Origin of the sequence: Hymenobacter swuensis DY53 (assembly GCF_000576555.1) — a bacterium.
Taxonomy (GTDB): domain Bacteria; phylum Bacteroidota; class Bacteroidia; order Cytophagales; family Hymenobacteraceae; genus Hymenobacter; species Hymenobacter swuensis.
Genome location: NZ_CP007145.1, coordinates 63,469 through 88,264 on the forward strand (window position 1 = coordinate 63,469; position 24,796 = coordinate 88,264).

The 24,796-nt window shown below is 58.4% G+C and carries 21 protein-coding genes; 13 read left to right on the forward strand and 8 right to left on the reverse strand.

Translation table 11 applies throughout. From position 1 onward, the window contains the following. Positions 1–14 precede the first annotated feature (14 nt). Positions 15–1,727: a CotH kinase family protein gene (locus HSW_RS01805; protein WP_081768217.1), complete on the reverse strand. Its 1,713-nt coding sequence runs from the start codon at positions 1,725–1,727 to the stop codon at positions 15–17. 443 nt (positions 1,728–2,170) lie between these two features. Between HSW_RS01805 and HSW_RS22385 the strand changes: the two genes are divergently transcribed. After that, the gene (locus tag HSW_RS22385) at positions 2,171–3,295 is read left to right on the forward strand and encodes a metallophosphoesterase (RefSeq protein ID WP_155832781.1); all 1,125 of its coding nucleotides are present in this window, start codon (positions 2,171–2,173) and stop codon (positions 3,293–3,295) included. Positions 3,296–3,561: 266 nt separating this feature from the next. Here HSW_RS22385 and HSW_RS01815 read toward each other — a convergent pair whose 3' ends face one another. Further along, positions 3,562–4,524, reverse strand: a complete 963-nt coding sequence (locus HSW_RS01815) for a ribonucleoside-diphosphate reductase small subunit (RefSeq protein WP_071883048.1) — start codon at positions 4,522–4,524, stop codon at positions 3,562–3,564. Between the two features lie 453 nt (positions 4,525–4,977). Between HSW_RS01815 and rplU the strand changes: the two genes are divergently transcribed. Together rplU and rpmA are read left to right on the forward strand one after the other, a co-directional pair. Next, the gene (rplU, locus tag HSW_RS01820; RefSeq protein ID WP_044000590.1) at positions 4,978–5,283 is read left to right on the forward strand and encodes a 50S ribosomal protein L21; all 306 of its coding nucleotides are present in this window, start codon (positions 4,978–4,980) and stop codon (positions 5,281–5,283) included. A 98-nt stretch (positions 5,284–5,381) separates the two neighbouring features. Then, complete coding sequence (gene rpmA, locus HSW_RS01825) at positions 5,382–5,687, forward strand: 50S ribosomal protein L27 (RefSeq protein ID WP_044000591.1); 306 nt, start codon at positions 5,382–5,384, stop codon at positions 5,685–5,687. Between the two features lie 133 nt (positions 5,688–5,820). On the opposite strand, the gene ribD is transcribed toward rpmA, so the two are convergent. Beyond that, on the reverse strand, positions 5,821–6,864 hold the full coding sequence (ribD, locus tag HSW_RS01830) for a bifunctional diaminohydroxyphosphoribosylaminopyrimidine deaminase/5-amino-6-(5-phosphoribosylamino)uracil reductase RibD (protein ID WP_044000592.1): 1,044 nt from the start codon (positions 6,862–6,864) through the stop codon (positions 5,821–5,823). Between the two features lie 96 nt (positions 6,865–6,960). Here ribD and prmC point away from each other — a divergent pair, with 96 nt between their 5' ends. The 7 genes from prmC to rfbA all read left to right on the forward strand — a co-directional run bounded on the left by prmC (position 6,961) and on the right by rfbA (position 14,218). Continuing rightward, a complete protein-coding gene (gene prmC, locus HSW_RS01835; RefSeq protein ID WP_044000593.1) occupies positions 6,961–7,845 on the forward strand; it encodes a peptide chain release factor N(5)-glutamine methyltransferase in 885 nt (294 codons plus the stop codon). Between the two features lie 107 nt (positions 7,846–7,952). Further along, on the forward strand, positions 7,953–8,549 hold the full coding sequence (locus HSW_RS01840; protein ID WP_044003982.1) for an acyltransferase: 597 nt from the start codon (positions 7,953–7,955) through the stop codon (positions 8,547–8,549). A gap of 69 nt (positions 8,550–8,618) precedes the next feature. Further along, positions 8,619–9,914, forward strand: coding sequence for a nucleotide sugar dehydrogenase (locus HSW_RS01845; RefSeq protein WP_044000594.1), 1,296 nt, complete (start codon positions 8,619–8,621; stop codon positions 9,912–9,914). Positions 9,915–9,981: 67 nt separating this feature from the next. Beyond that, positions 9,982–11,007, forward strand: coding sequence for a UDP-glucose 4-epimerase GalE (gene galE, locus HSW_RS01850; protein WP_044000595.1), 1,026 nt, complete (start codon positions 9,982–9,984; stop codon positions 11,005–11,007). 90 nt (positions 11,008–11,097) lie between these two features. Continuing rightward, positions 11,098–12,150 carry a dTDP-glucose 4,6-dehydratase gene (gene rfbB / locus HSW_RS01855; protein WP_044000596.1) on the forward strand — a complete coding sequence of 351 codons (1,053 nt, stop codon included), beginning with the start codon at positions 11,098–11,100 and terminating at the stop codon, positions 12,148–12,150. Between the two features lie 87 nt (positions 12,151–12,237). Next, positions 12,238–13,245 (forward strand): SDR family oxidoreductase, encoded by a 1,008-nt coding sequence (locus HSW_RS01860; RefSeq protein WP_044000597.1) that lies wholly within the window; start codon positions 12,238–12,240, stop codon positions 13,243–13,245. 100 nt (positions 13,246–13,345) lie between these two features. Then, the gene (gene rfbA / locus HSW_RS01865; protein WP_044003983.1) at positions 13,346–14,218 is read left to right on the forward strand and encodes a glucose-1-phosphate thymidylyltransferase RfbA; all 873 of its coding nucleotides are present in this window, start codon (positions 13,346–13,348) and stop codon (positions 14,216–14,218) included. Between the two features lie 181 nt (positions 14,219–14,399). Here rfbA and chrA read toward each other — a convergent pair whose 3' ends face one another. Beyond that, entirely contained in the window at positions 14,400–15,632 is a 1,233-nt protein-coding gene (gene chrA / locus HSW_RS01870) for a chromate efflux transporter (RefSeq protein WP_081768218.1), read from the reverse strand. A gap of 168 nt (positions 15,633–15,800) precedes the next feature. Next, positions 15,801–16,778, reverse strand: coding sequence for an isopenicillin N synthase family dioxygenase (locus HSW_RS01875; protein ID WP_044000598.1), 978 nt, complete (start codon positions 16,776–16,778; stop codon positions 15,801–15,803). A gap of 418 nt (positions 16,779–17,196) precedes the next feature. Here HSW_RS01875 and HSW_RS01880 point away from each other — a divergent pair, with 418 nt between their 5' ends. Continuing rightward, a complete protein-coding gene (locus tag HSW_RS01880; protein WP_071883049.1) occupies positions 17,197–19,242 on the forward strand; it encodes an OmpA family protein in 2,046 nt (681 codons plus the stop codon). A gap of 159 nt (positions 19,243–19,401) precedes the next feature. On the opposite strand, the gene floA is transcribed toward HSW_RS01880, so the two are convergent. After that, a complete protein-coding gene (gene floA, locus HSW_RS01885) occupies positions 19,402–20,403 on the reverse strand; it encodes a flotillin-like protein FloA (RefSeq protein ID WP_044000600.1) in 1,002 nt (333 codons plus the stop codon). Positions 20,404–20,538: 135 nt separating this feature from the next. Further along, complete coding sequence (locus HSW_RS01890; protein WP_044000601.1) at positions 20,539–21,009, reverse strand: NfeD family protein; 471 nt, start codon at positions 21,007–21,009, stop codon at positions 20,539–20,541. Between the two features lie 106 nt (positions 21,010–21,115). Here HSW_RS01890 and HSW_RS01895 point away from each other — a divergent pair, with 106 nt between their 5' ends. Further along, positions 21,116–21,640: a GreA/GreB family elongation factor gene (locus HSW_RS01895; protein WP_044000602.1), complete on the forward strand. Its 525-nt coding sequence runs from the start codon at positions 21,116–21,118 to the stop codon at positions 21,638–21,640. Positions 21,641–21,749: 109 nt separating this feature from the next. On the opposite strand, the gene proS is transcribed toward HSW_RS01895, so the two are convergent. Continuing rightward, positions 21,750–23,225 (reverse strand): proline--tRNA ligase, encoded by a 1,476-nt coding sequence (gene proS / locus HSW_RS01900; RefSeq protein WP_044000603.1) that lies wholly within the window; start codon positions 23,223–23,225, stop codon positions 21,750–21,752. A 187-nt stretch (positions 23,226–23,412) separates the two neighbouring features. On the opposite strand from proS, the gene HSW_RS01905 reads away from it, so the two are divergent. Then, positions 23,413–24,765: a hypothetical protein gene (locus tag HSW_RS01905; RefSeq protein ID WP_155832782.1), complete on the forward strand. Its 1,353-nt coding sequence runs from the start codon at positions 23,413–23,415 to the stop codon at positions 24,763–24,765. The last annotated feature ends 31 nt before the right edge of the window (positions 24,766–24,796 follow it).

The window sequence follows — 24,796 nt, forward strand, 5'->3', positions numbered from 1 at the left end:
AAAGCCGGCGCGGCTTAGTTGATAAGCAGGCGGATGGTTTTCACAGTGGCGTTGCCCTGCACGGTAGCCACGTACACTCCCTTGGTCAGGTGGCGCACATCTACCCTGTTCTGAGTGCCGCGCAGCACGGTTTGCAGCACCATCCGGCCGCTCAGGTCCCGGATACTCAGCTCGTAGGTGCCGACGGGGGCTTCCACGGTCAGGTAGTCGGTAGTGGGGTTGGGGTAGAGCTGCAACTGGGCCGTCTGCGGGGCCAGGGTGGCCGTAAGCGGCGAGCAAGGCTCACTGAATACTTTGTCGAGCAGGTTCAGGCGGGCCGTCAGCCAAGTGGCAATGTAGGGCAGCTGGGCTGAGGACGGCTGGAAAGCCGGCCAGGCCAGCTGTTCGCGGGCGTACACGTTGTTGCTGAGCAGGGTGGTGCTGTTGGCTTCCAGCTTGGCCATAATGCGTTGCTGAGTAATCACGTTGCGGCGCAGCTCGGTCCAGCGGGCGCGCAGCCGGGCCCGGAAGCCGTTGGCTGAGCAGTCGTTGAGGAGCCGGTCGTAGAAGCCGTTGGAGAGAATGTCCGTCGCTTCACCCGTTTCTGAGCCGGTCCAGTCGGTGCCGAACACGCCGTCCAGGTCCCAGGGTACGTAGTAGTAGGGCTCGCCCTGCTTGTATTTGGCGATGTAGATGTTCTTGCCCGTGTTGTCGCCGGCGCGCAGCAGGTTCAGGAAGATATAGTAATCCACCGCGTTGCCCAGGTGAAACTTCTGTTGATAAGTGCGGTAAAAGTCCTCATCCGAGCTGTTCTCCACGAAATCAACGAAGCCGTGCAGCCGCGTCCAGTCGATTTCCTCCTCGGGGTGCTTGTACTCAAAACCGCCCCAGATTTCGCTGGTGTTATCGAAGGGCGGGAGGGAAGTGAAGGTGGTGGCCCCGTCCCAGCCGGCACCTTTGTACAGTTCGCCCGTAATGCCCTTGCTGTACTTTTTGAGCTTGAGTTGCTTGCGGTCAATCCGTTCGGTAAGCGTGTACAGGCCTAGGTAGCGGCCGTTCAGGAACACTTCCGTGTACTCCGCGCTGATGCCGTTCTTGGCGTCGGGTTCGGCCGTTTTGTAATAGATCTGGTGAATCTCCTGCCACAGCGCGTTGGCCGTTTTGCTTCGGATGCGCAACGGCTCGTTGTAGAGGGCCTGCAGGTTGTATTTGTTATCGGTCCGCATGCCCAGCAACGACACATCGGCCGATTCCTGGCCCGTGCTGTCACTCCAGAAGCTCAGCTCGTAGGATTTCTTGGGATACGACTGCGAAAAGCCCCCCCGAATTTCAATGCCCAGGTCCGATTCCGTGATGCGGCCGGTGGGCTCCAGAAGCCGGAACTGCGCGTACACGCTGGGCGTATCGGCAATAACGTGGCGGGTGGTAATACGCACCACTGGCAGCTGAGCAAAGTACACTGTGTAGGCCGTGCCATCGTAGCGCGCCTGGTACACTGAATCGGTAGCCACGGCCGTCAGCGGAGCCGCTAGGCTATACGTATGGTCCAGGGCCAGGTAACGCCGGGCATTCTGAACTGAAACCGGCAGATCGGCCGTTCGCTGGTTAATGAGAATCAGCCGCTGCTGGTGGTCTACGTGGTAAAAATGCGGGGCGATGGTAAGCGTATCACCGGCTACGGCAGCGGAGGAGAAGCATACCAGCGCGCATAGCCACAATAGCATGGAACGGGTAAGGAGTAGGCCCATAAAGCAAGGAAATAAGGTGAAAAAGCGAGGTAGGGACGGAATAAGAATAGCAGCCGAGGTCCACGTCCGAAAGCAGACGGGTAGACCAGTGGCGCGGGCAAACGAGAGGGGAAGGGAGGGAGCCGCCGTATCAGCGGGCTGGTAGTACGCGCAAGGCGTTTAGCGCTTAACCGGGGCGGTTGGACTGTTCAACCAGTATAAGCGGAGATAGGACGAGAAGATGGGTTGCATACGCGTGGGATAATAAGATTTACGGAGGCGATATGGCGGGCCGTAGTAGGATAGGTTGTGGTAGCTGGCGAACAGCTCTGCGGATCGGGCATAATCCCTGCACACGGCCGGGCATTTTTCTAAAGGCCGGCGAGTTACACACAAAAAGTCGGCATCCCGCGTAATACCGGTAAAGTTCTTTTTCCAGTACAATTTAAAGTGCCCCTCGTTCAATGACTGCTTCTCTTCTCTCAGCCGGACGTTGGGTATTGCTCTGGTTTGGCTTACTAATGGCCACCCGCAGTTACGGGCAGCGCTTCGCTGCCATTGGCGACTATGGCTACGCCGGCCCGGCCGAGCGGGACGTAGCCAATCTGGTTAAAAGCTGGGACCCGGAGTTTATCCTAACCCTCGGCGACAACAACTACGACCTAGGCGACTCGATGACCATCGACCAGAACATCGGGCAGTACTACCACGCTTATATCGGCAACTACAAGGGTCGTTATGGGCCCCGGGCTTCTACCAACCGGTTTTTTCCCTCACTCGGCAACCATGATTACTACACCCGTAATGGGGAAGCCTACCGCGACTATTTTACCTTGCCCGGTAATGGCCGGTACTATGATTTTGTGCGCGGCGACGTCCATTTCTTTGCCCTCGACAGCGACCCGGCCGAGCCCGATGGCGTGAGTGCTACCTCGGTGCAGGCCCAATGGCTGCGGGCCCGGCTGGCCGCTTCCACGACCCGCTGGAAGGTGGTGTACCTGCACCATGCTCCGTACTCTTCAGGAGGACACGGTAATACGCCCGCACTGCAATGGCCTTTCCGGGAATGGGGAGCCTCGGTGGTGCTGGCTGGCCACGACCACCACTACGAGCGGCTGTTGGTAGATGGCCTGCCGTACTTTGTGAACGGTCTGGGTGGGCGGAGCATTCGCAGCATCAAGCCGCAGCGGGTGGCGGGCAGCCAGTTCGGCTCCACGGGAGAATACGGGGCCATGCTGCTTAACGCCACCCCCGACAGCCTGATGCTGCAGTTCTTCACCCGCAACCGCATGTTGGTTGATTCCTACGTGTTGCAGCGCCCAGGCGGTACTGTACCGAGGCTGTACCCGATAAGCCCCAACCCGGTGCTGGAAAGCGCAACCGCTGAGGTATTTCTGCCCGCCGCCGCTGCCGTGCAGTTACGCATACTGAACAGCGTAGGGCAGGAGGTGAGTAGCTTGCACCAAGGTGCCTTGCGTGCGGGCTGGCACCGTTTTTCGTGGCAACGGAACTCGCTCCCGGCCGGCATGTACTACGTGCAGCTGTCGGGCTCCGGCATTTCTCAGGTGACGCGGGTAATGGTATTGTAGGCCCGGGCAACAGTTTTCAGCAACGCCGCCACGACCAGAGAATACCCGCAACCAGTACAACTCCTGCGACCAACGCCACGGCCGTAACGCCGGAGCCATAGTTGAGGCAGGTACAGGTGGCGAAAAGCGGCTGGCCATTCCAACGGAACCGACGGCGGCAAGCCAGGCAGGGAGAAGCAAAAACGGGTTTCATGAGCAGGGGCCAAAAAAGAAAAAGTCGGAGCTTAATGCTCCGACTTTGCTTTTGGTAACCGTTAACGAACCGCTTAAAAATCCTCGTCCAGGGAGAAGGCGTTTTCAGTCCGCTCGCTCATCACGCCGGCCTTCTGGTACTCGGCCACGCGCTTCTCGAAGAAGTTGGTTTTGCCCTGCAGCGAAATCATTTCCATGAAGTCGAAGGGGTTGCTTGCGCCGTAGATCTTGCTGTAACCCAACGACTCCAGCAGGCGGTCGGCTACAAACTCGATGTACTGGCTCATCGTCTTGGCGTTCATGCCAATTAGGTTCACTGGCAGCGCATCGGTCACAAACTCCTGCTCAATCTGCACGGCATCCCGGATGATTTCATGTACGCGGGCTTCGGGCAGCTTATTCTGCAGATGGTCTTTGTAAAGGAGGCAGGCGAAGTCGCAGTGCAGGCCCTCGTCACGGGAAATCAGCTCGTTGGAGAACGTGAGGCCGGGCATGAGGCCGCGCTTTTTCAGCCAGAAAATCGAGCAGAACGAGCCCGAGAAGAAGATGCCTTCCACGGCCGCGAAGGCAATAAGGCGCTCGGTGAAGTTCTCCGAGTTGATCCACTTGATGGCCCAGTCGCCTTTCTTCTTCACGCACGGCACCGTTTCCAGGGCGTTGAAGAGGTAGTCCTTCTGCTTGGGGTCTTTGATGTAAGTGTCGATCAGCAGCGAGTAGGTTTCCGAGTGGATGTTTTCCATCATCACCTGGAAGCCATAGAAGCAGCGGGCCTCGGCCATCTGCACCTCCTGCATAAAGTTCACGGCCAGGTTTTCGTTCACGATGCCGTCGGAGGCCGCGAAGAAGGCCAGCACGTGGCTGATGAAGTGCCGTTCGTTGTCGCTGAGGGCTTCCCAGTCTTTCTGGTCCTGCGAGAGGTCAATTTCCTCGGCCGTCCAGAAGGAAGCTTCCGCCTTCTTGTACATCTGCCACACGTCGTCGTGCTGGATGGGGAAAAGAACAAATCGGTTGGGGTTCTCGGTGAGCAGAGGTTCCATTGCGGCAGGTAGTAAAACGAGAAATGGCAAAAAAGGCGAAGCCCTGCGGGGCGGTGTGCAAACCCAAGCGTAGGCTGATTGTTTGGCCCGCTACCGGCGGAAGGCAGAACTCAAAGATAAACCGGCCGACCGGGAAGCCGGGTTCCTATTTTACATTTTTTGCAAGCTAATTTTTCCGTATGCCGTTAAGCGACTGAGGGTTGGTGAAAAACCGAAAATTGCCTGAAAAGTAGGGAAGAGTCCCTTTTTTGTAAAAGTTATCCACATTTCACCTGTGGACAATTGTAGTTATCCACAGAAATTTTATTCGCGTACCTGCTAGCGCGTTCCTGACTTAGGAGTTTTTATGGGCCTTGCGGGTAGGAGCAATGAGGTTTAGTGAGTTAGGGTTTGGATTTGTAAAACGATACTTCTACTTTTGCCTTCCATTTTTCAGAAACCGCGAAGACGCCGATGTACGCAATTGTCAACATAGCCGGGAAGCAGACTAAGGTCGAAGCCAATAAATTTGTATACGCCCACCGTTTGGCTGGCAACGTCGGCGACACCGTGGAGCTGGGCAAAGCCCTGCTGACCGATGATAACGGAACCCTCACCATTGGCTCGCCCGAGCTGGACGTTACCGTAAGCGGTACCATCCTGGCCCACGTAAAAGGCGACAAGGTGTTGGTATTCAAGAAGAAGCGCCGCAAGGGCTACAAGAAGCTGAACGGCCACCGTCAGCAGTTCACCAAAGTTCTAATCAACAGCATCGGCTAGTTGAGTTGCAAGTTGGTAGTTGTCAGTTGTCAGGCATTTTGTGCGGACTGAATAATTACTAACAACTGACAACCAACAACGAACAACTACATAATACCATGGCACACAAGAAAGGCGTAGGTAGCTCCAATAACGGCCGCGAATCAGAATCCAAGCGCTTGGGCGTGAAGATCTTCGGTGGTCAGTCCATCATTTCCGGTAACATCATTGTGCGTCAGCGCGGCACCAAGCACCACCCCGGCCAAAACGTGGGTATCGGCAAGGACCACACCCTGTTCGCTATGATTGACGGCACGGTGCAGTTCCGCAAGGGCCGCAAAGACCGTTCGTTCGTATCGGTTCTGCCGGCTGCCGTTGAGGCTGCTGAAGTGCACACGTCGGCTACGGCTTCGGCCGCCGAGTAGTAGCGCATATCCGCCGCCGGTTTTAGGCCGGTTGTATAAGCAAAAGGGACTATCCGCAAGGACTGTCCCTTTTTGCATTCTGGTATAATACCGCCGGTTCCGACAATCAAAGCCAGTGGTACCAGCGGCTAAATCAGCAGTTTCGGCGGTAGATGAATACTTCGTCTTCGCCCAAGGGAAACTGTTCGCGCAATCCGGCCAAGCCCAAGTGCGGGGCCGGAACGCCGCCGCCCAGCCGTTTAGGCGCCCGAATCACGCGGGCTTCGTCCCACAGGCCATCCTTCAGTAAGGAGTTGAGTACCGTGGGGCCGCCTTCCACCAGCACCGACTGCACATTGCGCCGCGCCAGATTCTGCAGAATCTGGGGGAATAGGTCTTCCGCTTCGGAGAGCGTCACATAGTCGACGCCCTCCCTGGCGGCCCGCTCCCGGTACGTGTAGACTATTGTTGGTTGGGAACTGTCGAATAAATGATGGGTAGGCGGCAGGCTCAGATTTTTGTCGATGACCAGCCGTAACGGGCTCTGGCCGGGCCACTCGCGCACGTTCAGGCGGGGATTATCGTGCAGCGCGGTGCGGGTGCCCACCAGAATAGCCTGCTCCTCGGCCCGCCACTGGTGCACGGCCATCCGGGCCATTTCTCCACTGATAGGCACTGGTTGAAAGTATGGGCCGGCTAAGTAGCCGTCGGCTGTTTCAGCCCATTTCAGCACGACATAGGGCCGCTGCTGCTCCTGAAACGTGAAGAAGCGGCGGTTCAGCCAGCGCCCTTCAGCTTCCAGCAAACCAGTTTCCACCCGAATACCGGCGTCGCGGAGCTTCTGCATGCCCTGGCCGGCTACTAGCGGGTTGGGGTCGAGGTTACAGACTACTACTTCGGCTACCTGCTTTTCGATGAGCAGGTCGGCGCAGGGCGGGGTTTTGCCGAAGTGGGAGCAGGGCTCCAGCGTCACGTACACCCGGCTGCCGGGCAGCAACTGCGGCTCCGCCACCGACTGCACGGCGTTAACTTCCGCGTGCGGCCCGCCGTACTGCCGGTGCCAGCCTTCTCCGATGATGCGGCCTTCATGGGTGATGACGCAGCCTACCAAGGGGTTGGGCCGGGTGAAGCCGGTTCCTAACCGGGCCAGATCCAGGGCGCGGTACATCATCAGGTGGTCGAAATCGGAGAAAGCCATACGTAGGTGGGGCAGGGGAACGGTTCGGAAGGGGTGAAGATACAGCAAGGCCGCTAACGCCACAGCCGCCCACCGGCCGTGGCGTACCTTTGCACCATGCCCACGCTCCGCCAACTGACCACCGACCTGACCACGGCGCTTACGCCCGTCTATGAAGCCCGCGAGGCCGAGGCCATTGCCGCACAGTTGCTGGAACACCTGCTGCACCTCACGCCCTTGCAGCGGCGCATGCAGGCCCAGGAAGTAGTGGACGAAACCCGTCTGTTGGAGTTGGCGGCCATGCAGGCGCGGCTGCTGCGCCACGAGCCGCTGCAGTACGTGCTGGGCACCGCGCACTTTGCTGGCCTGGAGCTGGAGGTTACGCCGGCCACCCTCATTCCGCGTCCCGAAACCGAGGAGTTGGTTGAGCTGATTGCGCGAGAGCAGGCGGGCCGGGCGGGCCTGCAGGTGCTGGACGTGGGTACTGGCTCGGGCTGCATTCCGCTGGCCCTGGCCGGCCGGCTGCCCGGCTGCCACCTGACGGCCGTGGACGTATCGATGGAGGCGTTGGTCGTGGCCCGGCGAAACGCGGTGCATTATGAGGTAGTGATTGATTTTCAGCAGGTTGATGTTTTAACCCAAGTGCCGATGCTGGCCGGGCCGCTGGATGTGCTGGTGAGCAACCCGCCCTATGTGCTGGAAAACGAACGGCCCCTGATGCGGCCCAATGTGCTTCAGTACGAGCCGGCTACCGCCCTGTTTGTGCCCGACCACGACCCGTTGCTATTTTACCGCCGCATTGCGGAACTGGGCCGCGAGCTACTGACCGTTGGCGGCTCGCTCTACTTTGAAATCAACGAGCAGTTTGCTCCCGAAACGGTAGCTATGCTGAAGACGCTGGGATACACGCATGCTGTTGCCCACAACGATATTTTCGACAAGGCCCGAATGGTGCGTGCCATCTGGCCCGGGGCGGCCCAGGCGCGGATAATAGAAAGATAACATGCCAAATCGGTGGCTCTTGGAGTCGGACGGGGCAAGGATTTCTTAACAGACTACTAAAACCCTTACCTTTGCGGGCTGAAAATCTGTTCATCAACCCTCCCGGCATGTCCGACGCCCCCGGCTATTATGCGCACCCTACCGCCGTCCTCGACGCGGGCTGCCGCATCGGGGCCGGTTGCCGCATCTGGCACTTCTGCCACATCAGCGGCGGGGCGGTGCTGGGGGAGCAATGCAGCTTAGGGCAGAACGTGTTTGTGGCCGATGGTGTCACGCTGGGCCGCAACGTGAAGGTGCAGAATAACGTGAGCCTTTATAGTGGCGTACACTGCGCCGACGACGTGTTTCTGGGACCTTCGGTGGTGTTTACCAACGTGCTGAACCCCCGGGCCGCTGTGACCCGGCGCGGCGACGAACACTATCTGCCTACCCGGCTGGCGCAGGGCGTGAGCATCGGGGCCAACAGCACCATTGTGTGCGGCACCGCGCTGGGCGAATACGCCTTCGTAGGGGCCGGCTCGGTGGTGACGCATGATGTGCCGGCCTACGCGCTGGTGTACGGCAACCCCGCCCGGCAGCACGGCTGGATGAGTACCCACGGTCAGAAACTGCATTTCGACGGGGAAGGCTGGGCCTTTTGTTCCGAAAGTAAAGAATCTTATCAGCTAACCGACGGCCGGGTTTGCCGTATGAGCCCCGGCTAAAGCTGGGCCACCGGCCGCGTCAACTACTAGCTTTTCACTCAGTCACTCCATCACTCAGTCACCTTTATCGTGTACGAGCAACTTCTTCAGAAACAGGCCAAGCTGGCCGTTATCGGCCTCGGTTACGTGGGCCTGCCAATTGCCCTCGAATTCGCCCGTAAAATTCAGGTAATTGGTTTCGACATCAACGCCAAGCGCGTGGAGATGATGCGTAACAACATCGACCCCAGCGGCGAGTTGGAAGCCAAGGACTTTGAAGGCTGCGACATTACGTTCACCGATTCGCTGGATGTGTTGCGGGAAGCTACGTTCTACATCGTGGCCGTGCCCACGCCTATCGACGAGCACGCGCAGCCCGATTTGAAGCCGCTAATCGGGGCTTCCTCATCGGTAGGCAAGGTGCTGAAGAAGGGTGACTATGTGGTATTCGAAAGTACCGTATATCCTGGCTGCACCGAAGAGGATTGCATTCCGGTGATGGAAAAGCTTTCCGGCCTGAAATTTCCTCAGGACTTCAAAGTGGGGTACTCACCTGAGCGTATCAATCCCGGTGATAAGGAGCACACGCTCAGCAGCATCGTGAAGGTGGTAGCGGGTTGTGATGAGGAGTCGTTGGAGGAAATTGCCAAAACCTACGAGTTGGTGGTAAAAGCCGGTGTACACCGGGCCAGCAGCATCAAAGTAGCTGAGGCTGCCAAGATCATCGAAAACACCCAGCGCGACGTAAACATTGCGCTGATGAACGAGCTGTCGATGATTTTCGACCGCATGAACATCAATACCTACGAGGTGCTGGAAGCCGCCGGCACCAAGTGGAACTTCCTGAAGTTCTCGCCCGGTCTAGTGGGTGGCCATTGCATCGGCGTGGATCCGTACTACCTCACCTACAAAGCCAAGGAACTGGGCTACGACGCCAAGGTGATTCTGAGCGGCCGGACTACCAACGACAACATGGGCGCCTACATCGCACGCAAGACGGTGCAGACGATGATCAAGCAGGGCAAGGACGTATCCAAAAGCCGGGTGCTGGTGATGGGGGCTACCTTCAAAGAAAATGTGGAGGATATCCGCAACTCCAAGGTGGCCGACGTGATTCAGGAGCTGAAAAACTTTTCGGTAAATGTGGACATCGTGGACCCGCATGCCGACTCTGAAGAGCTGCACCATGAATACGGATTCCGCCTCACTCCTGAAGCCGATATGCGCCAGGATTACGATGCCATCATTGTGGCCGTAAGCCACACGCCTTACACGGAGCTGACGGAGGACTACTTCAAGTCTATCACCAACCAGCCGGCAGTAGTAGTAGATATCAAAGGTCTTTTCCGGGGCCAGATCAAAGACCTCACGTACTGGAGCCTGTAAACTCAATGAGTGAAGGGGTAAATGAGCGAAGAACTCATTTACCCCTTTACCTCTTTACGCATTGCATATGGACCGAACGAAAATACTGGTAACGGGCGGGGCCGGCTACATTGGCTCTCATGCGGTAGTCGAGCTGTATGAAGCCGGTTTTCAGCCGGTTATTGTGGATGATTTCAGTAATTCGCAGGAAGCTGCCGTAGCCGGCATAGAAGCTATTCTACAGGCTAAAGTGCCGGTTCACCGCATCGACTGTAACGATGCGGAGGCCTTGCGGGCAGTATTTGCCGAGGAAGGCAATATCCGTGGGGTAATTCACTTCGCCGCATCCAAGGCAGTTGGCGAGTCGATGCAGAAGCCCCTGAAATACTATCAGAACAACGTAGGCTCGTTGCTGACGCTATTGCAGGTAATGCATGAATTTGGCGTAGAGGCGTTGGTGTTCTCCTCATCGTGCACTGTGTACGGCGTGCCCGACGCGTTGCCCGTAACCGAGCAGACACCTACCAAAAAGGCTAACTCGCCCTACGGCGCCACCAAGCAGATGTGCGAAGACATCCTGCGCGACGTGGCGGCCGCGCCCGGCAGCACGCTACGCACCATCCTGCTGCGCTACTTCAACCCCATTGGGGCACATGCCTCGGCCAAAATCGGGGAGCTGCCGCTGGGCGTACCGCAGAACCTGATTCCGTACGTGACCCAGACGGCCGCCGGCATCCGCGAGCAGTTGACCATCAATGGCGACACTTACGCTACGCCCGACGGCACCAACATCCGCGACTATGTGCATGTGGTAGACTTGGCGAAAGCGCACGTAGTAGCGGTACAGCGCCTGCTTGATCAGAAAGGCGAAGCAGTAGAAACGTTCAACGTCGGTACCGGCCGCGGCAACTCGGTATTGGAGGTGGTACAGGCCTTTGAACGGGCTACCGGCCAGAAGCTGAACTACACTATTGGAGCAGCCCGCCCCGGCGACGTACCCGCCATTTACGCCGATGTAACCAAGTCGGTGGAGGTGCTGGGCTTTCAGACCACTTCTACGCTGGAAGAAGCGTTAGCCAGTGCCTGGAAATGGCAGCAGACCCTGAATGGCTAAATGGCTGAATTGTTAAATGGTTGGCCGTTCTACTGCAGTCGTTGAACGGCCAGCCATTTAACCATTAAACAATCCAACAATTCAATAAAGATGAAAATCATCATCACCGGCGGGGCCGGCTTCATTGGGTCGCATGTGGTGCGCCTGTTCGTGACTAAGTATCCGGAGTATCAGATTCTGAACTTGGATGCGCTGACCTACGCCGGCAACCTCGAAAACCTGCGCGACATTGAAAACGCGCCCAACTACCGCTTGGTGAAAGGCGACATCACCGATCAGGTGTTCGTGGACACGCTGTTTGCGACTGAGGAGCCCGACGCCGTGATTCACTTGGCCGCCGAAAGCCACGTGGACCGCAGCATCACCGATCCGCTGGCCTTCGTAAAAACCAACGTGCTGGGCACGGTGCACCTGCTGAACGCCGCCAAAAACCTGTGGAAGCCGCTCAACTACGAGGGCAAAGTGTTTTACCACGTGAGCACCGACGAGGTGTACGGCTCGCTGGACTTCGGCCCCGAGATGTTCACCGAGGAAACCAGCTACGACCCCCGCTCGCCTTACTCGGCCAGCAAGGCGTCGTCGGATCACTTTGTGCGGGCCTGGCACCACACGTACCACATGCCGGTGAAGCTGAGCAACTGCTCCAACAACTACGGCCCCAACCACTTCCCCGAGAAGCTGATTCCGCTGGCCATCCACCGCATTCAGCACGGCGAGGCCATTCCGGTGTACGGCAAGGGCGAAAACGTACGCGACTGGCTGTTCGTGAAAGACCACGCTACGGCCATTGATGCTGTGTTCCACAAGGGCACCGTAGGCGAAACCTACAACATCGGCGGCGTAAACGAGTGGGCCAACTTGGAGCTGATTCACCTGCTCTGCGACACCCTGGACGAAAAAACCGGCAAGGAAAAAGGTACCTCGCGCAAGCTCATTAAGTTCGTGACGGACCGCGCCGGCCACGATCTGCGCTACGCCATCGACAGCAGCAAAATCATGAATGAGCTGGGCTGGAAACCGTCCGTGACCTTCGAGCAGGGCCTGAGCCAGACCGTGGATTGGTACCTGGAAAACGAGGAATGGCTCAACAACGTCACCAGCGGCGCTTACCAGGACTACTACCAGAAGCAGTATAACAGATAACGTGCAGAATGTGAGGAATGTGGACAATGTGCCAGTAGATAATTCTTCACATTTCTCACATTCTTCACATTCCAACGCATTACCATAGTGTACAACACTCCTTTTCACGACCAGCCGCTTGATAACCTGAGCTTCCTCGTTACTGGCGGGGCCGGCTTCATCGGCTCGAACCTGGTGGAATATCTGCTCAAGTACGGCGCCAAAGAGGTACGCGTGCTGGACAACTTCTCCAACGGCTTCCGCAAAAACGTGGCGCTGTTCAAAGACAACCCAGCTTTGCGCGTCATCGAAGGCGACATCCGTGACCGGCAGACCTGCATCGATGCCTGCAAGGGCATTGATGTGGTGCTGCATCAGGCGGCCCTGGGCTCCGTGCCCCGCTCCATCAACGACCCCATCACGAGCAACGACGTGAACGTGGGCGGCTTCGTGAACATGCTGGTGGGAGCTAAGGAAGCAGGCGTGAAGCGCTTCGTGTACGCAGCCTCCAGCTCCACCTACGGTGACCATAAGGCCCTGCCCAAAGTGGAGGACCGCATCGGCAAGCCCCTCTCGCCCTACGCTGTGACCAAGTATGCCAACGAGCTGTACGCCGACGTATTTGGCAAGACCTACGGCATGGAAATCATCGGGCTGCGGTACTTCAACATCTTCGGCCCGCGCCAGGACCCAAACGGAGCTTATGCGGCTGTAATTCCACTGTTTATTGACGCCGTGCTGGAAAACCGTCCGCCCAAAATGAACGGCGACGGGGGCCAGACCCGCGACTTCACCTTCGTGGAAAACTGTGTGCAGGCCAACATTAAGGCGGCGCTGGTGCAGAACCCCGAGGCCGTGAACCAGGTGTACAATGTGGCCGTGGCCGACCGCACCTCGCTCAACGACCTGTTCAACATTCTCAAGGCAGAGGCCGGCTCCGACATCACCCCCGAGTACGGCCCCGACCGCGCCGGTGACATCCGCGACTCCCTGGCCGACATCAGCAAGGCTAACAACCTGCTCGGCTACCAGCCTCAAATCCGCATTCAGGAGGGCTTGCAGAAGACGCTGGACTGGTTCAAAACCCACCAAGAGTTCATTGCTGAGCGAAATTAACTGTCAAATTGGTGAATGGGTGGATTGCTGAATGGCTGGTTATGGCCGGCTAAACCAATTCAGCAATCCACCCATTCACCCATCCAACAATTCCCCCATTATGAAAGGCATCATTCTCGCCGGCGGCTCCGGCACCCGGTTGCACCCCCTTACTCTGGCCGTATCCAAGCAGATGATGCCGGTGTACGACAAGCCGATGGTGTACTACCCGCTGTCCATCCTGATGATGGCCGGCATTCGGGAAATCCTCATCATCACTACGCCCCACGACCAAGCGCAGTTCAAAAAGCTACTCGGCGACGGCGCCAGCCTGGGTTGCCGCTTCGAGTACATCGTGCAGGAAGTGCCCAATGGGTTGGCCCAGGCCTTCGTGCTGGGCGCTGACTTCATCGGCGACGATAAGGTAGCCTTGGTACTCGGCGACAACATCTTTCACGGCGAAGGTATGGAAGAGCTGCTTAAGAGCAATAGCAACCCCGATGGTGGCGTGGTGTACGCCTATCACGTGCACGACCCGGAGCGCTACGGCGTGGTGGAGTTCGATGCCGATAACAAGGCCCTCAGCATTGAAGAGAAGCCCGCCCAGCCCAAGAGCAACTACGCCGTACCCGGCCTGTACTTCTATGACAACGATGTGGTGCAGATTGCCCGTGACCTGAAGCCCAGCCCGCGCGGCGAGTATGAGATTACCGACGTGAACCAGGAGTACCTGCGCCGCGGCAAGCTGAAAGTGGGCATCCTGGGCCGGGGCACCGCCTGGCTCGATACGGGTACCTTTGAGAGCCTGATGCAGGCCGGCGAATTTGTACGTGTGCTGGAACAGCGCCAGGGCCTGAAGGTGGGCTCGATTGAGGAAGTGGCCTACCGCCAGGGCTTCATCGACGCCGACCAGCTGCGCAAGATTGCCGAGCCCCTGCGCAAAAGCGGCTACGGCGACTACCTCATGCGTCTACCCGAGCAGCTGCTGATGTAAACCCGCGTGTTCTTGCAAAGAGGCACGACGACGCAATCCGCCCTTCTCTGAGCGGAACAAGTGGATTTATTCAAAAAGCCCCTGACGCCAGCACGGACGTCAGGGGCTTTCTGTTTGCCACGGTTTGGGTCTGCTGAAGGAAGGATTGCGTCGTCATGCCTCCTCGCAATGACAGCCAAGTCTAAAATACCAGGCCCGCCACCAGAGCGGCTCCAACGATGAGGTAGGAGGGCACCTTCTCCCACAGCAGCAGCAGGAAGGTAGCGGCAATTAACACCAGATTGATGGGATGGTCGGGTAGCGGATGGTAAAGCAGGAAAGTGGCTGCGCACACCAGCCCGGCCGACACGGCGTTGATGCCTTCCAGGGATGCCTTTACCACCCGATACCGCTTAAGCTGGTCCCAGAACCGGATCAGGAAAAAGATAAGCAACGTACCCGGCATAAAAATGCCGGCCGCGCCCACCAGCGCCCCCAACAGCTGCCCGTCGATGCCGCTGCCCTCCCGGCGCATGGCCAGTGCCCCGATGTAGGAGGCGAAAGAGAAGTTCGGACCAGGCAGGGCCTGCACCATCCCCAAGCCCGACAGGAATTCTTCGGGAGAGAGATAATGCTTGAACTCTACAAACTCGGTGTAGAACAGCGGGGCTAATACCTGCCCGCCCCCAAACACGAGGCTCCCGTTGCGGTAGAAGTTCTCGAACAGGCGCACCGGGAGCCATTGGGTGTACTGGCCCAGCACGGCAGCCCCAATGAATATACCCAGCCACAGTAGAAAATTAGGCCACTCAATGCGCAGCGGTATTTTGGTTTCCTGGGGCATTTTGCGGTAGCGGAACGTGGTAATCAGGCCACCCGCCAATAGCAGAATAGGCATGAGCCACGGCACCTGAAACCGGTAGACCAGCATGGCGGCCACCACCATCAGGGCCACAGAGGTTTTGGTGTGAATCACCTTCTCGGCAATCTTGTAGGCCGAGTACGCCACGAAGCCCACCGCCACGGGCTGCACGTATTGCACCAGACGGGCTACCTGTTCCTTATCCAGGTAGCTGATGGTGAGGCCGGCACAGGTCATAATGCACACAGCTGGCAGCATCCAGACCAGCAGCGTGAGATACGCCAGGTTAGGGCCGCCCAGCCGAAATCCAATGGCGGTAATAGTTTGAGTAGACGTGGGACCGGGCAGAATCTGGCATAAAGCGGTCAGCTCTAATAACTCGGCGGCGGTGAGGTAGCGGCGCTTATCCACCAGCAGCCGCAGCATCATGGCCAAGTGTGCCTGCGGCCCCCCGAAGGCGCTTAGGCCCAAGGCCGCCACATCCTTCAGGAAAATGAGGTTCCGCCCCCGCTTGACCTGTTTGGCGCGGCGGGGTGGAGGAGCCAGTTGAATATCATCTTGCGGTGGAACCACGAAGGCAAGGGAGAGGAAGCGGGAAGAGAGTACCGGACAAGATAACAAGTTGACCGCTCATCAACCCGGCTTATGTATCGGCCGGTTGCTTTTTTGCAGAGAAAAGAATACAAAAAAGCGCCCGCCTTCCAGGGAAGATGGGCGCTTTCAGGAAACATAAAAGCTGGATTACTTCTTCTTGAGGCCCAGCTCAATCAGTCGCTCATTCAGGAATTCACCGGCCGTAATGTCGGCTTCCTTCTTGGGATTTTCGGCGGTTACGCAGTTTTCTAAGGCGGCCAAGCTCATTTCGGAGCGGGGGTGCATGAAGAATGGTACCGAGAAGCGCGAGGAGTTCATCTTCTCGCGGGCCGGGTTTACCACGCGGTGAATGGTGCTCTTGAGCACACCGTTGGTGAGGCGCTGGAGCATGTCGCCTACGTTCACCACAATTTGGTCGGGCAAGGCCGTAATCGGAATCCACTTGTCGTCGCGGCGCTTCACCTGCAGGCCATCAGCCGAAGCCCCCATCAGCAGCGTGATGAGGTTGATGTCGCCGTGCTCAGCGGCGCGGACAGCATCAGCCGGTACCGCATCCGGGTCTTCGATGGGGAAGTAATGAATGGGGCGCAAAATGCTGTTACCGTTACGCACCTTATCGTCGAAGTAGGTTTCCGGTAGTTTCAGGTACAGGGCAATGGCGCGCAGCACGTCCTTGCCGGCGGCTTCCAGCGTGCGGTACGTGGTGAACGTGCTCTTGTGGAAACCTTCCACTTCACTTGGCCAGATGTTGGCCGGATATTCTTTGCCGATGGGGTCGGTGTTGTCTTCTACTTCCTGGCCCACATGGTAAAACTCCTTCAGGTCGCCGGTGTTGCGTCCCTTGGCGTGCTCCTTGCCCTTGCTCACGTAGCCGCGCTGGCCTGCCAACTCGGGCTTCTCGTACTGCTGCTTTACGTCGTCGGGCAGCGAGAAGAACGATTTTACGTCGGCGTAGAGGGCTTGGGTCTGCTCATCGGTGAGGCCGTGATTTTTGAGGGCCACGAAACCGATATTCTGGTAGGCTTCGCCGAGTTGTTGAACGAAGCGGGCTTTGCGCTCCGGGTCGCCGGAACGGAAATCAGCCAAATCGAGGGACGGAATTTCGTCCAGCAGCTTTTCTTCCATGATGAAAAAATGAGGTACTTAAGGGGGGACTCTGGGTACTCTGCAAGGTACGACAAAAGGCCGTATTGCCGGATATCCGGCCCATATACGCAGTTGGTCCGGAAAGTGCAGAGTGCAACTTTCTTCGGGTAAGCTGCGTCTGTGACCCTTGCGCCCAAAATAGGATTGTTTCCCGGCGATAGGATTCTCTTATTGGGCGTCTCGCTCCCGTAATAGGTCGGCTCGGGGGACAATCAATAGTGTAACTTGTTTCTTTTTACGCCACAAAACTCTGTAGTACGTGCCAGACGGACGTATTTGGGGGCTACCTTTCCGGGAACAGCGAAACTTACAACCACGTTAGGACGTCTTCAGAGTTCTGACCGTGTGGTTTAGCTTCTAATGTTCTCCCAAAGGCGTCCGACTTGACCTTGATTGTATGAACGTTACAAAAATACTGTTGTCGCTGGGGTTGATTGTGGGAGGGAGCAGGCTGGCGCAGGCGCAGCATGCCGTGTGGGCAAGTAAAGTGGTGGCAGTATCATCACAAAAGGCCGAGGGCAAGGAGCCGTTCTCGCCTGAAAAGGTATTAGGCGAGCCGAATGCTACCCCGCTGGGCCAGGCTAATAACGAGGCCTGGATTCCGAAGAAGGAAGGCAACAACGAGTTTATTGAAATCCGATTCGGCAAGTCGGTGGTGGCGCGGCAGGTTACTGTTGTAGAAAACTTCAACCCCGGTTCCGTAACCAAGATAGAATTGGTAGATACCCGGGGCACCAAGCACGAAGTATATACCAATGACAGCCCCGGCCCCATTCCGGAACAGTTCCGGACGCTGCAGATTACGTTTTCGCCGGGCACTTACCGCACCATTGGGGTAGTTGTCACGATGAATACCAAGGCCGTAAACGGGGTCAACCAGATTGACGCCATCGGGGTGGCCGACGTGGCCGAGGCCATGGTAAAAAAGGAATTCAAGAACGAGCAGAGCGGGGTAAGCTTCGACTCCGCTATGGTGAACCTGGGGCCCAACGTCAACTCCAAGTACGTGGATACGCACCCGGTTATTTCGCCCGATGGCCGTACGCTGTTCTTTGCCCGCCAGGAAAGCCCCCAGAACGTGGGGGGCGCAAAGGATGCGCAGGATGTGTGGTTAAGCTCGTTGGGCAACGCGGAAAAGAAAGTCTGGAACCAGGCCAAGAATATTGGCAGCCCCATCAACACCCCCCGCGACCCGAATGGGGTAGCTTCCGTGTCGGCTAATGGCCAGCAGCTGCTGGTGATTGGGGTGTACGAGCCGGATGGCTCCATCGTGCCGAAAGGCCCAAGCCTCACGCGCCGCACGGCTACCGGCTGGACCAAGCCGGAGAAGGTGGAAATTGAGGATTATTACAACGACGACGCCGAAAACGTTGACTTCTTCCTGGCTACCTCGGGGAAGGTGATGCTGATGGCAGTAGACCGCAAAGACGGGCAGGGAGAGCAGGATCTGTACGTGAGCTTTATGAAGGCCGACGGCAAAACCTGGAGCAAGCCCCGCAATCTGGGCACTACCATCAACACCAAAAGGCCCGAGTTTGCCCCCTTCCTAGCCTCCGATGGCAAGACGCTATACTTCGCCTCGGAAGGCCACGGCGGTTACGGTAAGAGTGACCTGTTCTACAGCAAGCGGCTGGATGACAGCTGGGTGAACTGGAGCAAGCCGCGTAACCTGGGCCCCAGCGTCAACTCCCCCGATTTTGATGCCTACTACACCGTTTCAGCGGCGGGCGAGGATGCCTACCTGGTTTCAGACCGCAACGGTACGGGCGGCTCGAAGGATATTTTTCGCATCAGCCTGAAGCCCACGTTCCGGCCCGAAATTGTGACGCTGGTACGCGGTAAAGTGTTGGATGCCTCCAGCAAGAAGCCGGTAGCCGCCACTATTCGCTATGAAAACCTGCTGACCGGTGAGGAAATTGGGGTGGCCGAAACCAGCCCGATTGATGGCTCTTATACCATTGTGCTGCCTTCCGGGGCGCATTACGGCTACCGCGCCGAGGCCAAGGACTACCTGGCCGAATCAGATAACCTGGACGTAACGGACCGCCAGAAGTACTCCGAAATCAACCAGGATTTGTATTTGGTGCCGTTTGCGGTGGGCCAGAGCATCAAGCTCAACAACATCTTCTTCGCCCAGAGCAAGTACTACCTGCGCGAAAACTCCTACCCGGAGCTGCTGCGCTTAGTACGCATTCTGAAGGATTACCCGCAGGTGGAAATCAAGCTGGAAGGCCACACCGATAACCAGGGCGACCCGGCCCTGAACGTGAAGCTGAGCCTGGACCGGGTGAATGAGGTGAAAAAGTACCTAGTGCAGAAAGGTATTGCCGGGACCCGTATTACCACCGAAGGATACGGTGGCAGCAAGCCCATTGCCAGCAACGAACAGGAAGAAACCCGCAAGCTCAACCGCCGCGTAGAATTCCGAATTACCAAGAAGTAAACCCCGTCAGTGCGAGCGGAGCAATCCTTCTTTTCTTGAGCGCGAAACGCTAATTCATTAAAAAGCCCCTGACGTCCATCTTGGCGTCAGGGGCTTTTTAGTTGATCAAGGCTGCAAACAAATAACAAGGAAGGATTGCTTCGCTCGCACTGACGGAAGTTAGCTCATCCGGCCCTCGTCGCGGCCGGGTTTGATGCTGCTGCTTTGGCCGCCGGGGTTGGCAATGGAGTCGCGCATGTCGGTGTCGGCCTGCACGTTGCGCATCTTGTAGTAATCCATCACGCCTAAGTTGCCCGAGCGAAAGGCTTCGGCAATGGCTTTCGGAATTTCGGCTTCGGCCTGCACAACGAGGGCCTTGGCTTCCTGGGTTTTGGCGCGATTTTCCTGTTCCACGGCTACGGCCATGGCGCGGCGTTCCTCGGCCTTGGCTTCGGCTACCTTGAGGTCGGCGGTAGCCTGGTCGATTTGCAGCTTGGCCCCGATGTTTTCTCCAATGTCGATATCGGCAATATCAATGGAGAGAATTTCGAAGGCAGTGCCGGCATCGAGTCCCTTGCTGAGCACCAGCTTGGAAATCTTATCGGGGTTTTCGAGTACCTCCTTGTGGGAGCGAGACGAGCCGATGCTGGTCACGATGCCCTCGCCCACGCGGGCCAGAATGGTTTCCTCGCCGGCGCCACCTACCAGTTGAGTGATATTAGCACGGACCGTAATGCGGGCCTTGGCAATGAGCTGAATCCCATCCTGGGCCACGGCGGCCACGTTGGGCGTGTTGATTACTTTGGGGTTCACACTGGTGGTCACGGCCTCAAACACGTCGCGCCCGGCCAGGTCGATGGCGGTGGCCTGCTTGAAGGTGAGCGGAATGTTGGCCTTATCGGCGGAAATCAGGGCCTTAATGACGCTGGGAATATTGCCACCGGCCAAGTAGTGGGTTTCCAGGTCGTTGGCGGTCAACTCCAGGCCAGCCTTGGTGCTGGTGATGAGGGAGTTCACAATCAGGGACGGCGGCACTTTGCGCACCCGCATGAACGCCAGCTGGAACAGGCTCACCTTCACCCCCGAGAACAACGCCGTAATCCAGAGGCTGATGGGGAAGAAGTAGAGAAAGACCAGTAACACAATGCCGCCCACAATGAGCGGAAACAGAGGGAAATCCATAGGGGATTGGGTGAATGGTTGGACTGGTGGAGTGCTGAAGGGTTAGACTGCTGGACTGTTGAATGGGGAATTGGTGGGCATTGGATGGGTGAGGTGTTGAAACTGCCTGATGCAACCATTCAGCCATCCTCTCGCTTACCCGTGCACCTGCTCCACTACAATGCGGTTCTGCTCGATGCTAAGCACGCGTACTTCGGCCCCGGCCGAGACAAACTCGCCCCGGGTCGTGACCTCGCGCCGGTCTTCTTGGAACAGCACAGTGCCAGCCGGGCGCAAGGCCGAGAGGGCGCGGCCGGTGGTGCCGGGCGGCACGTCGGGGTGGCGCACATCGTGTACGCGGGCGTGGTTGACCTGTGTGAGGGCCACGCGGTTGAGGTTTTTGGGCCGCAGCCCCAGGTACACCAGCAGCCCGGTGACTACCAGAGAACCTCCCAGCAGCACATGCCCGGTGGCGCTGCCCAGGTCGCGGTAGCCAAACCAGATGCCGGCTGCTAGGAGCCCAAAGCCCACCAAGCCCACCACCGTGGTACCGGGAATGAAGATGACTTCGGCCGCCAGAAAGGCCAGCCCGAAGAGCAGAAGCAAGGCAATCGTAAGCCAGTCCATAGGAGTAAGGGAGGTTGGTTGCGGAAAAGATACGCAAACCCGGCACACCGGCGGCTTTAGTGCCGGCCGGTAACCCGCCCGGCGGCTGCCCGTTAGGTAGAAGCCTATGAGCCGTGCATTTACCAAGGAAGATGATTCCCTCGAAGCCCCTATTATCCCGTCCCGGGCCGCCCTGCCGCCGGGTACGCCCAACTACGTCACGCCTGTAGGCCTGGAGCAACTCCGGCAGGAACTCACCGAGCTGGAAGCGGCCCGTTCTGCTGCCGAAGCCAACCGTGAAAACGAAGCTGACCGTACCCGCCTGCTCACGCTGCTCAACGGGCAGCTCAGCCAGCTGCAAGCTCGCCTCAATACCGCGCGGCTGGTTGACCCGCGTAGCCAGCCTGCGCAGGAGGTGCGCTTCGGGGCCACGGTGGTGCTGCGGCCCGTTGGGAGCAAAGGCCCAACGCGCCAGTTCACCATTGTAGGGGTAGATGAAGCGTCCGTAGCTGAGGGCAAAGTAGCCTTTGTGGCCCCCATTGCCCGCGCTGTGCAGGGTGCCAAGCTGGGGCAACGGCTTACACTGCATCTGGGGGCCAAACCCGAGGAAGTGGAAGTCGGCAGCATCACCTACGACCCCGGCACCAGTTGAACCCCCAACTAAAAACGGGAGCTGCCTACTGGCAGCTCCCGTTTTTAGTTATTTCACCTTTCGGCCTGAAGCAGGCAAAGAAATCCGTGCAATCCGAAAAATTTGTGATTTAGTAGGCCCGGGCGAAGTGGGCGCGACGCGTGCTGGGCCGGCCGGTGAGGATGCAGACGCCTTCCTCCTCCGGCTCGGCCAGGGCCAGGCAGCGGATGGTGGCTTTAGTTTCCTCCTTGATGCGCTCCTCTGTTTCGGACGTGCCATCGTAGTGGGCCACCACGAAGCCGCCCTTGCCGTCGAGAACCTGCTTGAACTCCTCGTAGGTTTCTACGCGAGTCGTGCGCTCCTCCCGGAAGTGCAGGGCCCGCTGGTAGATGTTCTTCTGGATGTCCTGCAACAGCTGGTCCACGCTGTTTACAATGTCGGCCAAAGGCAGGGTCAGCTTCTCCTTGGTGTCGCGGCGGGCTACTTCCAGGGTGCCGGCGTCCAGGTCGCGCATGCCTACGGCAATGCGTACGGGCACACCTTTCAACTCCCACTCGGCAAACTTGAAGCCGGGCCGCTCGGTGTCCCGGTCATCAATCTTCACCGAAATGCCGCGCTCAATCAGGCCCATCTGCATGGGCCGGATGCGCTCCAGTAGCTCGTCGAGCTGGCCGGTTTTGTAAATTGGGATGATAACTACTTGAATAGGAGCCAGCTTGGGCGGCAATACCAGGCCCTCGTCATCGGAGTGGGCCATGACCAGAGCGCCCATCAGGCGGGTGCTTACGCCCCAGCTGGTGCCCCACACGTACTCCAAACCGCCGGCTTTGTTGGCAAACTGCACATCGAAGGCCTTGGCGAAGTTCTGGCCCAGGAAGTGAGAGGTACCAGCTTGCAGGGCTTTGCCGTCCTGCATCAGGCCCTCGATGCAATAGGTTTCCACGGCTCCGGCAAACCGCTCGTTTTCGGTTTTTACGCCTTTCACCACGGGCAGGGCCAGCCATTCCTCGGCAAATTGAGCGTACACGTCCAGCATCTGGCGGGTTTCGGCCAGGGCTTCCTCGGCGGTGGCGTGGGCCGTGTGGCCTTCCTGCCACAGGAACTCGGCGGTGCGCAGAAACAGGCGGGTGCGCATTTCCCAGCGCACTACGTTGGCCCACTGGTTGATGAGCAGCGGCAGGTCGCGGTAGCTCTGAATCCAACCTTTGTAAGTGCTCCAGATGATGGCCTCCGAGGTGGGACGCACAATCAGCTCCTCTTCCAGCTTGGCGTTAGGGTCCACGCGCAGCTTGCCGGGCCGGTCGGGGTCGTTTTGGAGGCGGTAGTGGGTAACCACGGCGCACTCCTTGGCGAAACCTTCGGCGTTTTTTTCCTCGGCCTCAAACAGGCTTTTGGGGACAAATAGTGGGAAGTAGGCGTTCTGGTGGCCCGTGCGCTTGAACATATCATCCAGGGTGCGCTGCATCTTCTCCCAGATGGCGTAGCCGTAGGGCTTAATAACCATGCAGCCCCGCACCGAGGAGTTTTCGGCCAGACCGGCGCGTTTCACCAACTCGTTGTACCACAAGGAATAATCTTCGGTACGCTTGGGCAAACTTTTGCTCATGTTCAGAGGTATCTTTGAGTAAGTGAAAAAGTTCCTTTTTTGGTACAAGATTTGAAGTAGGAAAAAGGCACCGTTTCGGTGCCAAATTACGTTATTAAATCCGGAGGAACTGAGGGCCAACGGCCTGCGCCGCTCCGGTTCACCTTCGTTCTCCGTCTTCCTGATCCAACTTTACGCGTAAGCAGCCATGAAAAAGATCCTTCCCCCCTTATTGCCCGCCCTGGCCCTGCTTACGCTGGGAGGCTGTGCAACAACATCCACCTTATCAACTACCGAAAACGACGGGATGTACTACTCGTCGGCGGCAGACCGCGTGACGGCCCCCGCCCCGGTGGCCGGTACCGCTACGCAGTATCAGGAAGATGCCCCGGCCGCCAGCTCCGGCGACGTGGCCAACCCCGACTATGTAGCCGGCAGCACCGCCACCGAGGAGGCGGAGTATTACGACGAGGATTACTATTATGCCTCCCGGCTGCGGCGCTTCCACAGCCCGTACCGGGGTATTGGCATGGGCTATTACGATTTCGCCTACACTGACCCCTTCTGGTACGGTGGGTCGGCGTTCGGCTACTCGCCTTACTCTGCCTGGGGTGGTTACGGCGGCTACGGAGCCTACGACCCATTTTTTAGCCCCTGGGGCTACGGCGGGGTAAACATCAGCATAGGGTTTGGCCGGCCCTGGGGCTGGGGGCGGCCGTGGGGTGGCTATGGCTACGGCTATAACCCCTACGACCGGTTCGGCTGGGGTGGCTATGGTGGTTATCCGGGCTTCTATGGTGGTGGCTACGGCCTCGGCTATTACGGCGGTGGTGGCTACTACGGCGGCAACGGCGGCTGGGGCACGGTATATGATCGGCCCGGTCGCACAACTACCTATGGTCCACGCCGGGGCCGCACCAACGACAGTCCGGGCGTAGCCGCGCCAAACGGCACGGGCGGCGTGAGCACTGGTCGTCGCCGCATTCAGGAAGGCGGTTTTGCTGATCCGAATACGGGAGGCGTAGGCACCAACGGAGCCGTAGCTCAGCCCAACATGGGTAGCCGCCGCCGCGGGCAGGAAACCTCCACGGCTGCCGGAGCCACGGAAGTAGCCCCAGCCGTTACGCTGGACCGCTCCCGCCTGAGCAGAACCCAGGCCGACCCCACCGGCACGACGTCTCCGGAAGGCGGCCGGCGCTGGCGGGTGTTGGAAAGTACCACAAACGGTGGGGCTTCGCCCAACGGGCAACCGGCCGGTACCGTTGCCGAGCCCATCCGGCGCCGCCGGGCCGACTATATGGGCGGCAACCCTACCACTGGCGGCGACCAGCAAACTTCCCAGCCGCGCGTGGCGGAACAGCCACGCCGGCAACGGGTGTATACGCCCGCTCCTGCTGCCGAGCCCACCCGTACCTACGAGCAGCCGGCGCGTACCTACGAGCGGCCTACTCGTTCGTATGAGCCGTCCCGTTCCTATTCCGAGCCTTCCCGCAGCAATTCCAACTCCGGCGGCGGTAATTCCGGTGGTGGCGACTCGGGAGGCGGCCGGCGGCGTAACTAACGTTTGATCAGGCAGCTATTTTGCCCTGTGC

What these genes read in the sequence shown, in the direction of transcription:
- HSW_RS01805 (WP_081768217.1), bottom strand. Translation starts at nt 1,727, where the DNA reads ATGGGCCTACTCCTTACCCGTTCCATGCTATTGTGGCTATGCGCGCTG.
- HSW_RS22385 (WP_155832781.1), top strand. Translation starts at nt 2,171, where the DNA reads ATGACTGCTTCTCTTCTCTCAGCCGGACGTTGGGTATTGCTCTGGTTT.
- HSW_RS01815 (WP_071883048.1), bottom strand. Translation starts at nt 4,524, where the DNA reads ATGGAACCTCTGCTCACCGAGAACCCCAACCGATTTGTTCTTTTCCCC.
- rplU (WP_044000590.1), top strand. Translation starts at nt 4,978, where the DNA reads ATGTACGCAATTGTCAACATAGCCGGGAAGCAGACTAAGGTCGAAGCC.
- rpmA (WP_044000591.1), top strand. Translation starts at nt 5,382, where the DNA reads ATGGCACACAAGAAAGGCGTAGGTAGCTCCAATAACGGCCGCGAATCA.
- ribD (WP_044000592.1), bottom strand. Translation starts at nt 6,864, where the DNA reads ATGGCTTTCTCCGATTTCGACCACCTGATGATGTACCGCGCCCTGGAT.
- prmC (WP_044000593.1), top strand. Translation starts at nt 6,961, where the DNA reads ATGCCCACGCTCCGCCAACTGACCACCGACCTGACCACGGCGCTTACG.
- HSW_RS01840 (WP_044003982.1), top strand. Translation starts at nt 7,953, where the DNA reads ATGTCCGACGCCCCCGGCTATTATGCGCACCCTACCGCCGTCCTCGAC.
- galE (WP_044000595.1), top strand. Translation starts at nt 9,982, where the DNA reads ATGGACCGAACGAAAATACTGGTAACGGGCGGGGCCGGCTACATTGGC.
- rfbB (WP_044000596.1), top strand. Translation starts at nt 11,098, where the DNA reads ATGAAAATCATCATCACCGGCGGGGCCGGCTTCATTGGGTCGCATGTG.
- rfbA (WP_044003983.1), top strand. Translation starts at nt 13,346, where the DNA reads ATGAAAGGCATCATTCTCGCCGGCGGCTCCGGCACCCGGTTGCACCCC.
- HSW_RS01875 (WP_044000598.1), bottom strand. Translation starts at nt 16,778, where the DNA reads ATGGAAGAAAAGCTGCTGGACGAAATTCCGTCCCTCGATTTGGCTGAT.
- HSW_RS01880 (WP_071883049.1), top strand. Translation starts at nt 17,197, where the DNA reads ATGAACGTTACAAAAATACTGTTGTCGCTGGGGTTGATTGTGGGAGGG.
- floA (WP_044000600.1), bottom strand. Translation starts at nt 20,403, where the DNA reads ATGGATTTCCCTCTGTTTCCGCTCATTGTGGGCGGCATTGTGTTACTG.
- HSW_RS01890 (WP_044000601.1), bottom strand. Translation starts at nt 21,009, where the DNA reads ATGGACTGGCTTACGATTGCCTTGCTTCTGCTCTTCGGGCTGGCCTTT.
- HSW_RS01895 (WP_044000602.1), top strand. Translation starts at nt 21,116, where the DNA reads ATGAGCCGTGCATTTACCAAGGAAGATGATTCCCTCGAAGCCCCTATT.
- proS (WP_044000603.1), bottom strand. Translation starts at nt 23,225, where the DNA reads ATGAGCAAAAGTTTGCCCAAGCGTACCGAAGATTATTCCTTGTGGTAC.
- HSW_RS01905 (WP_155832782.1), top strand. Translation starts at nt 23,413, where the DNA reads ATGAAAAAGATCCTTCCCCCCTTATTGCCCGCCCTGGCCCTGCTTACG.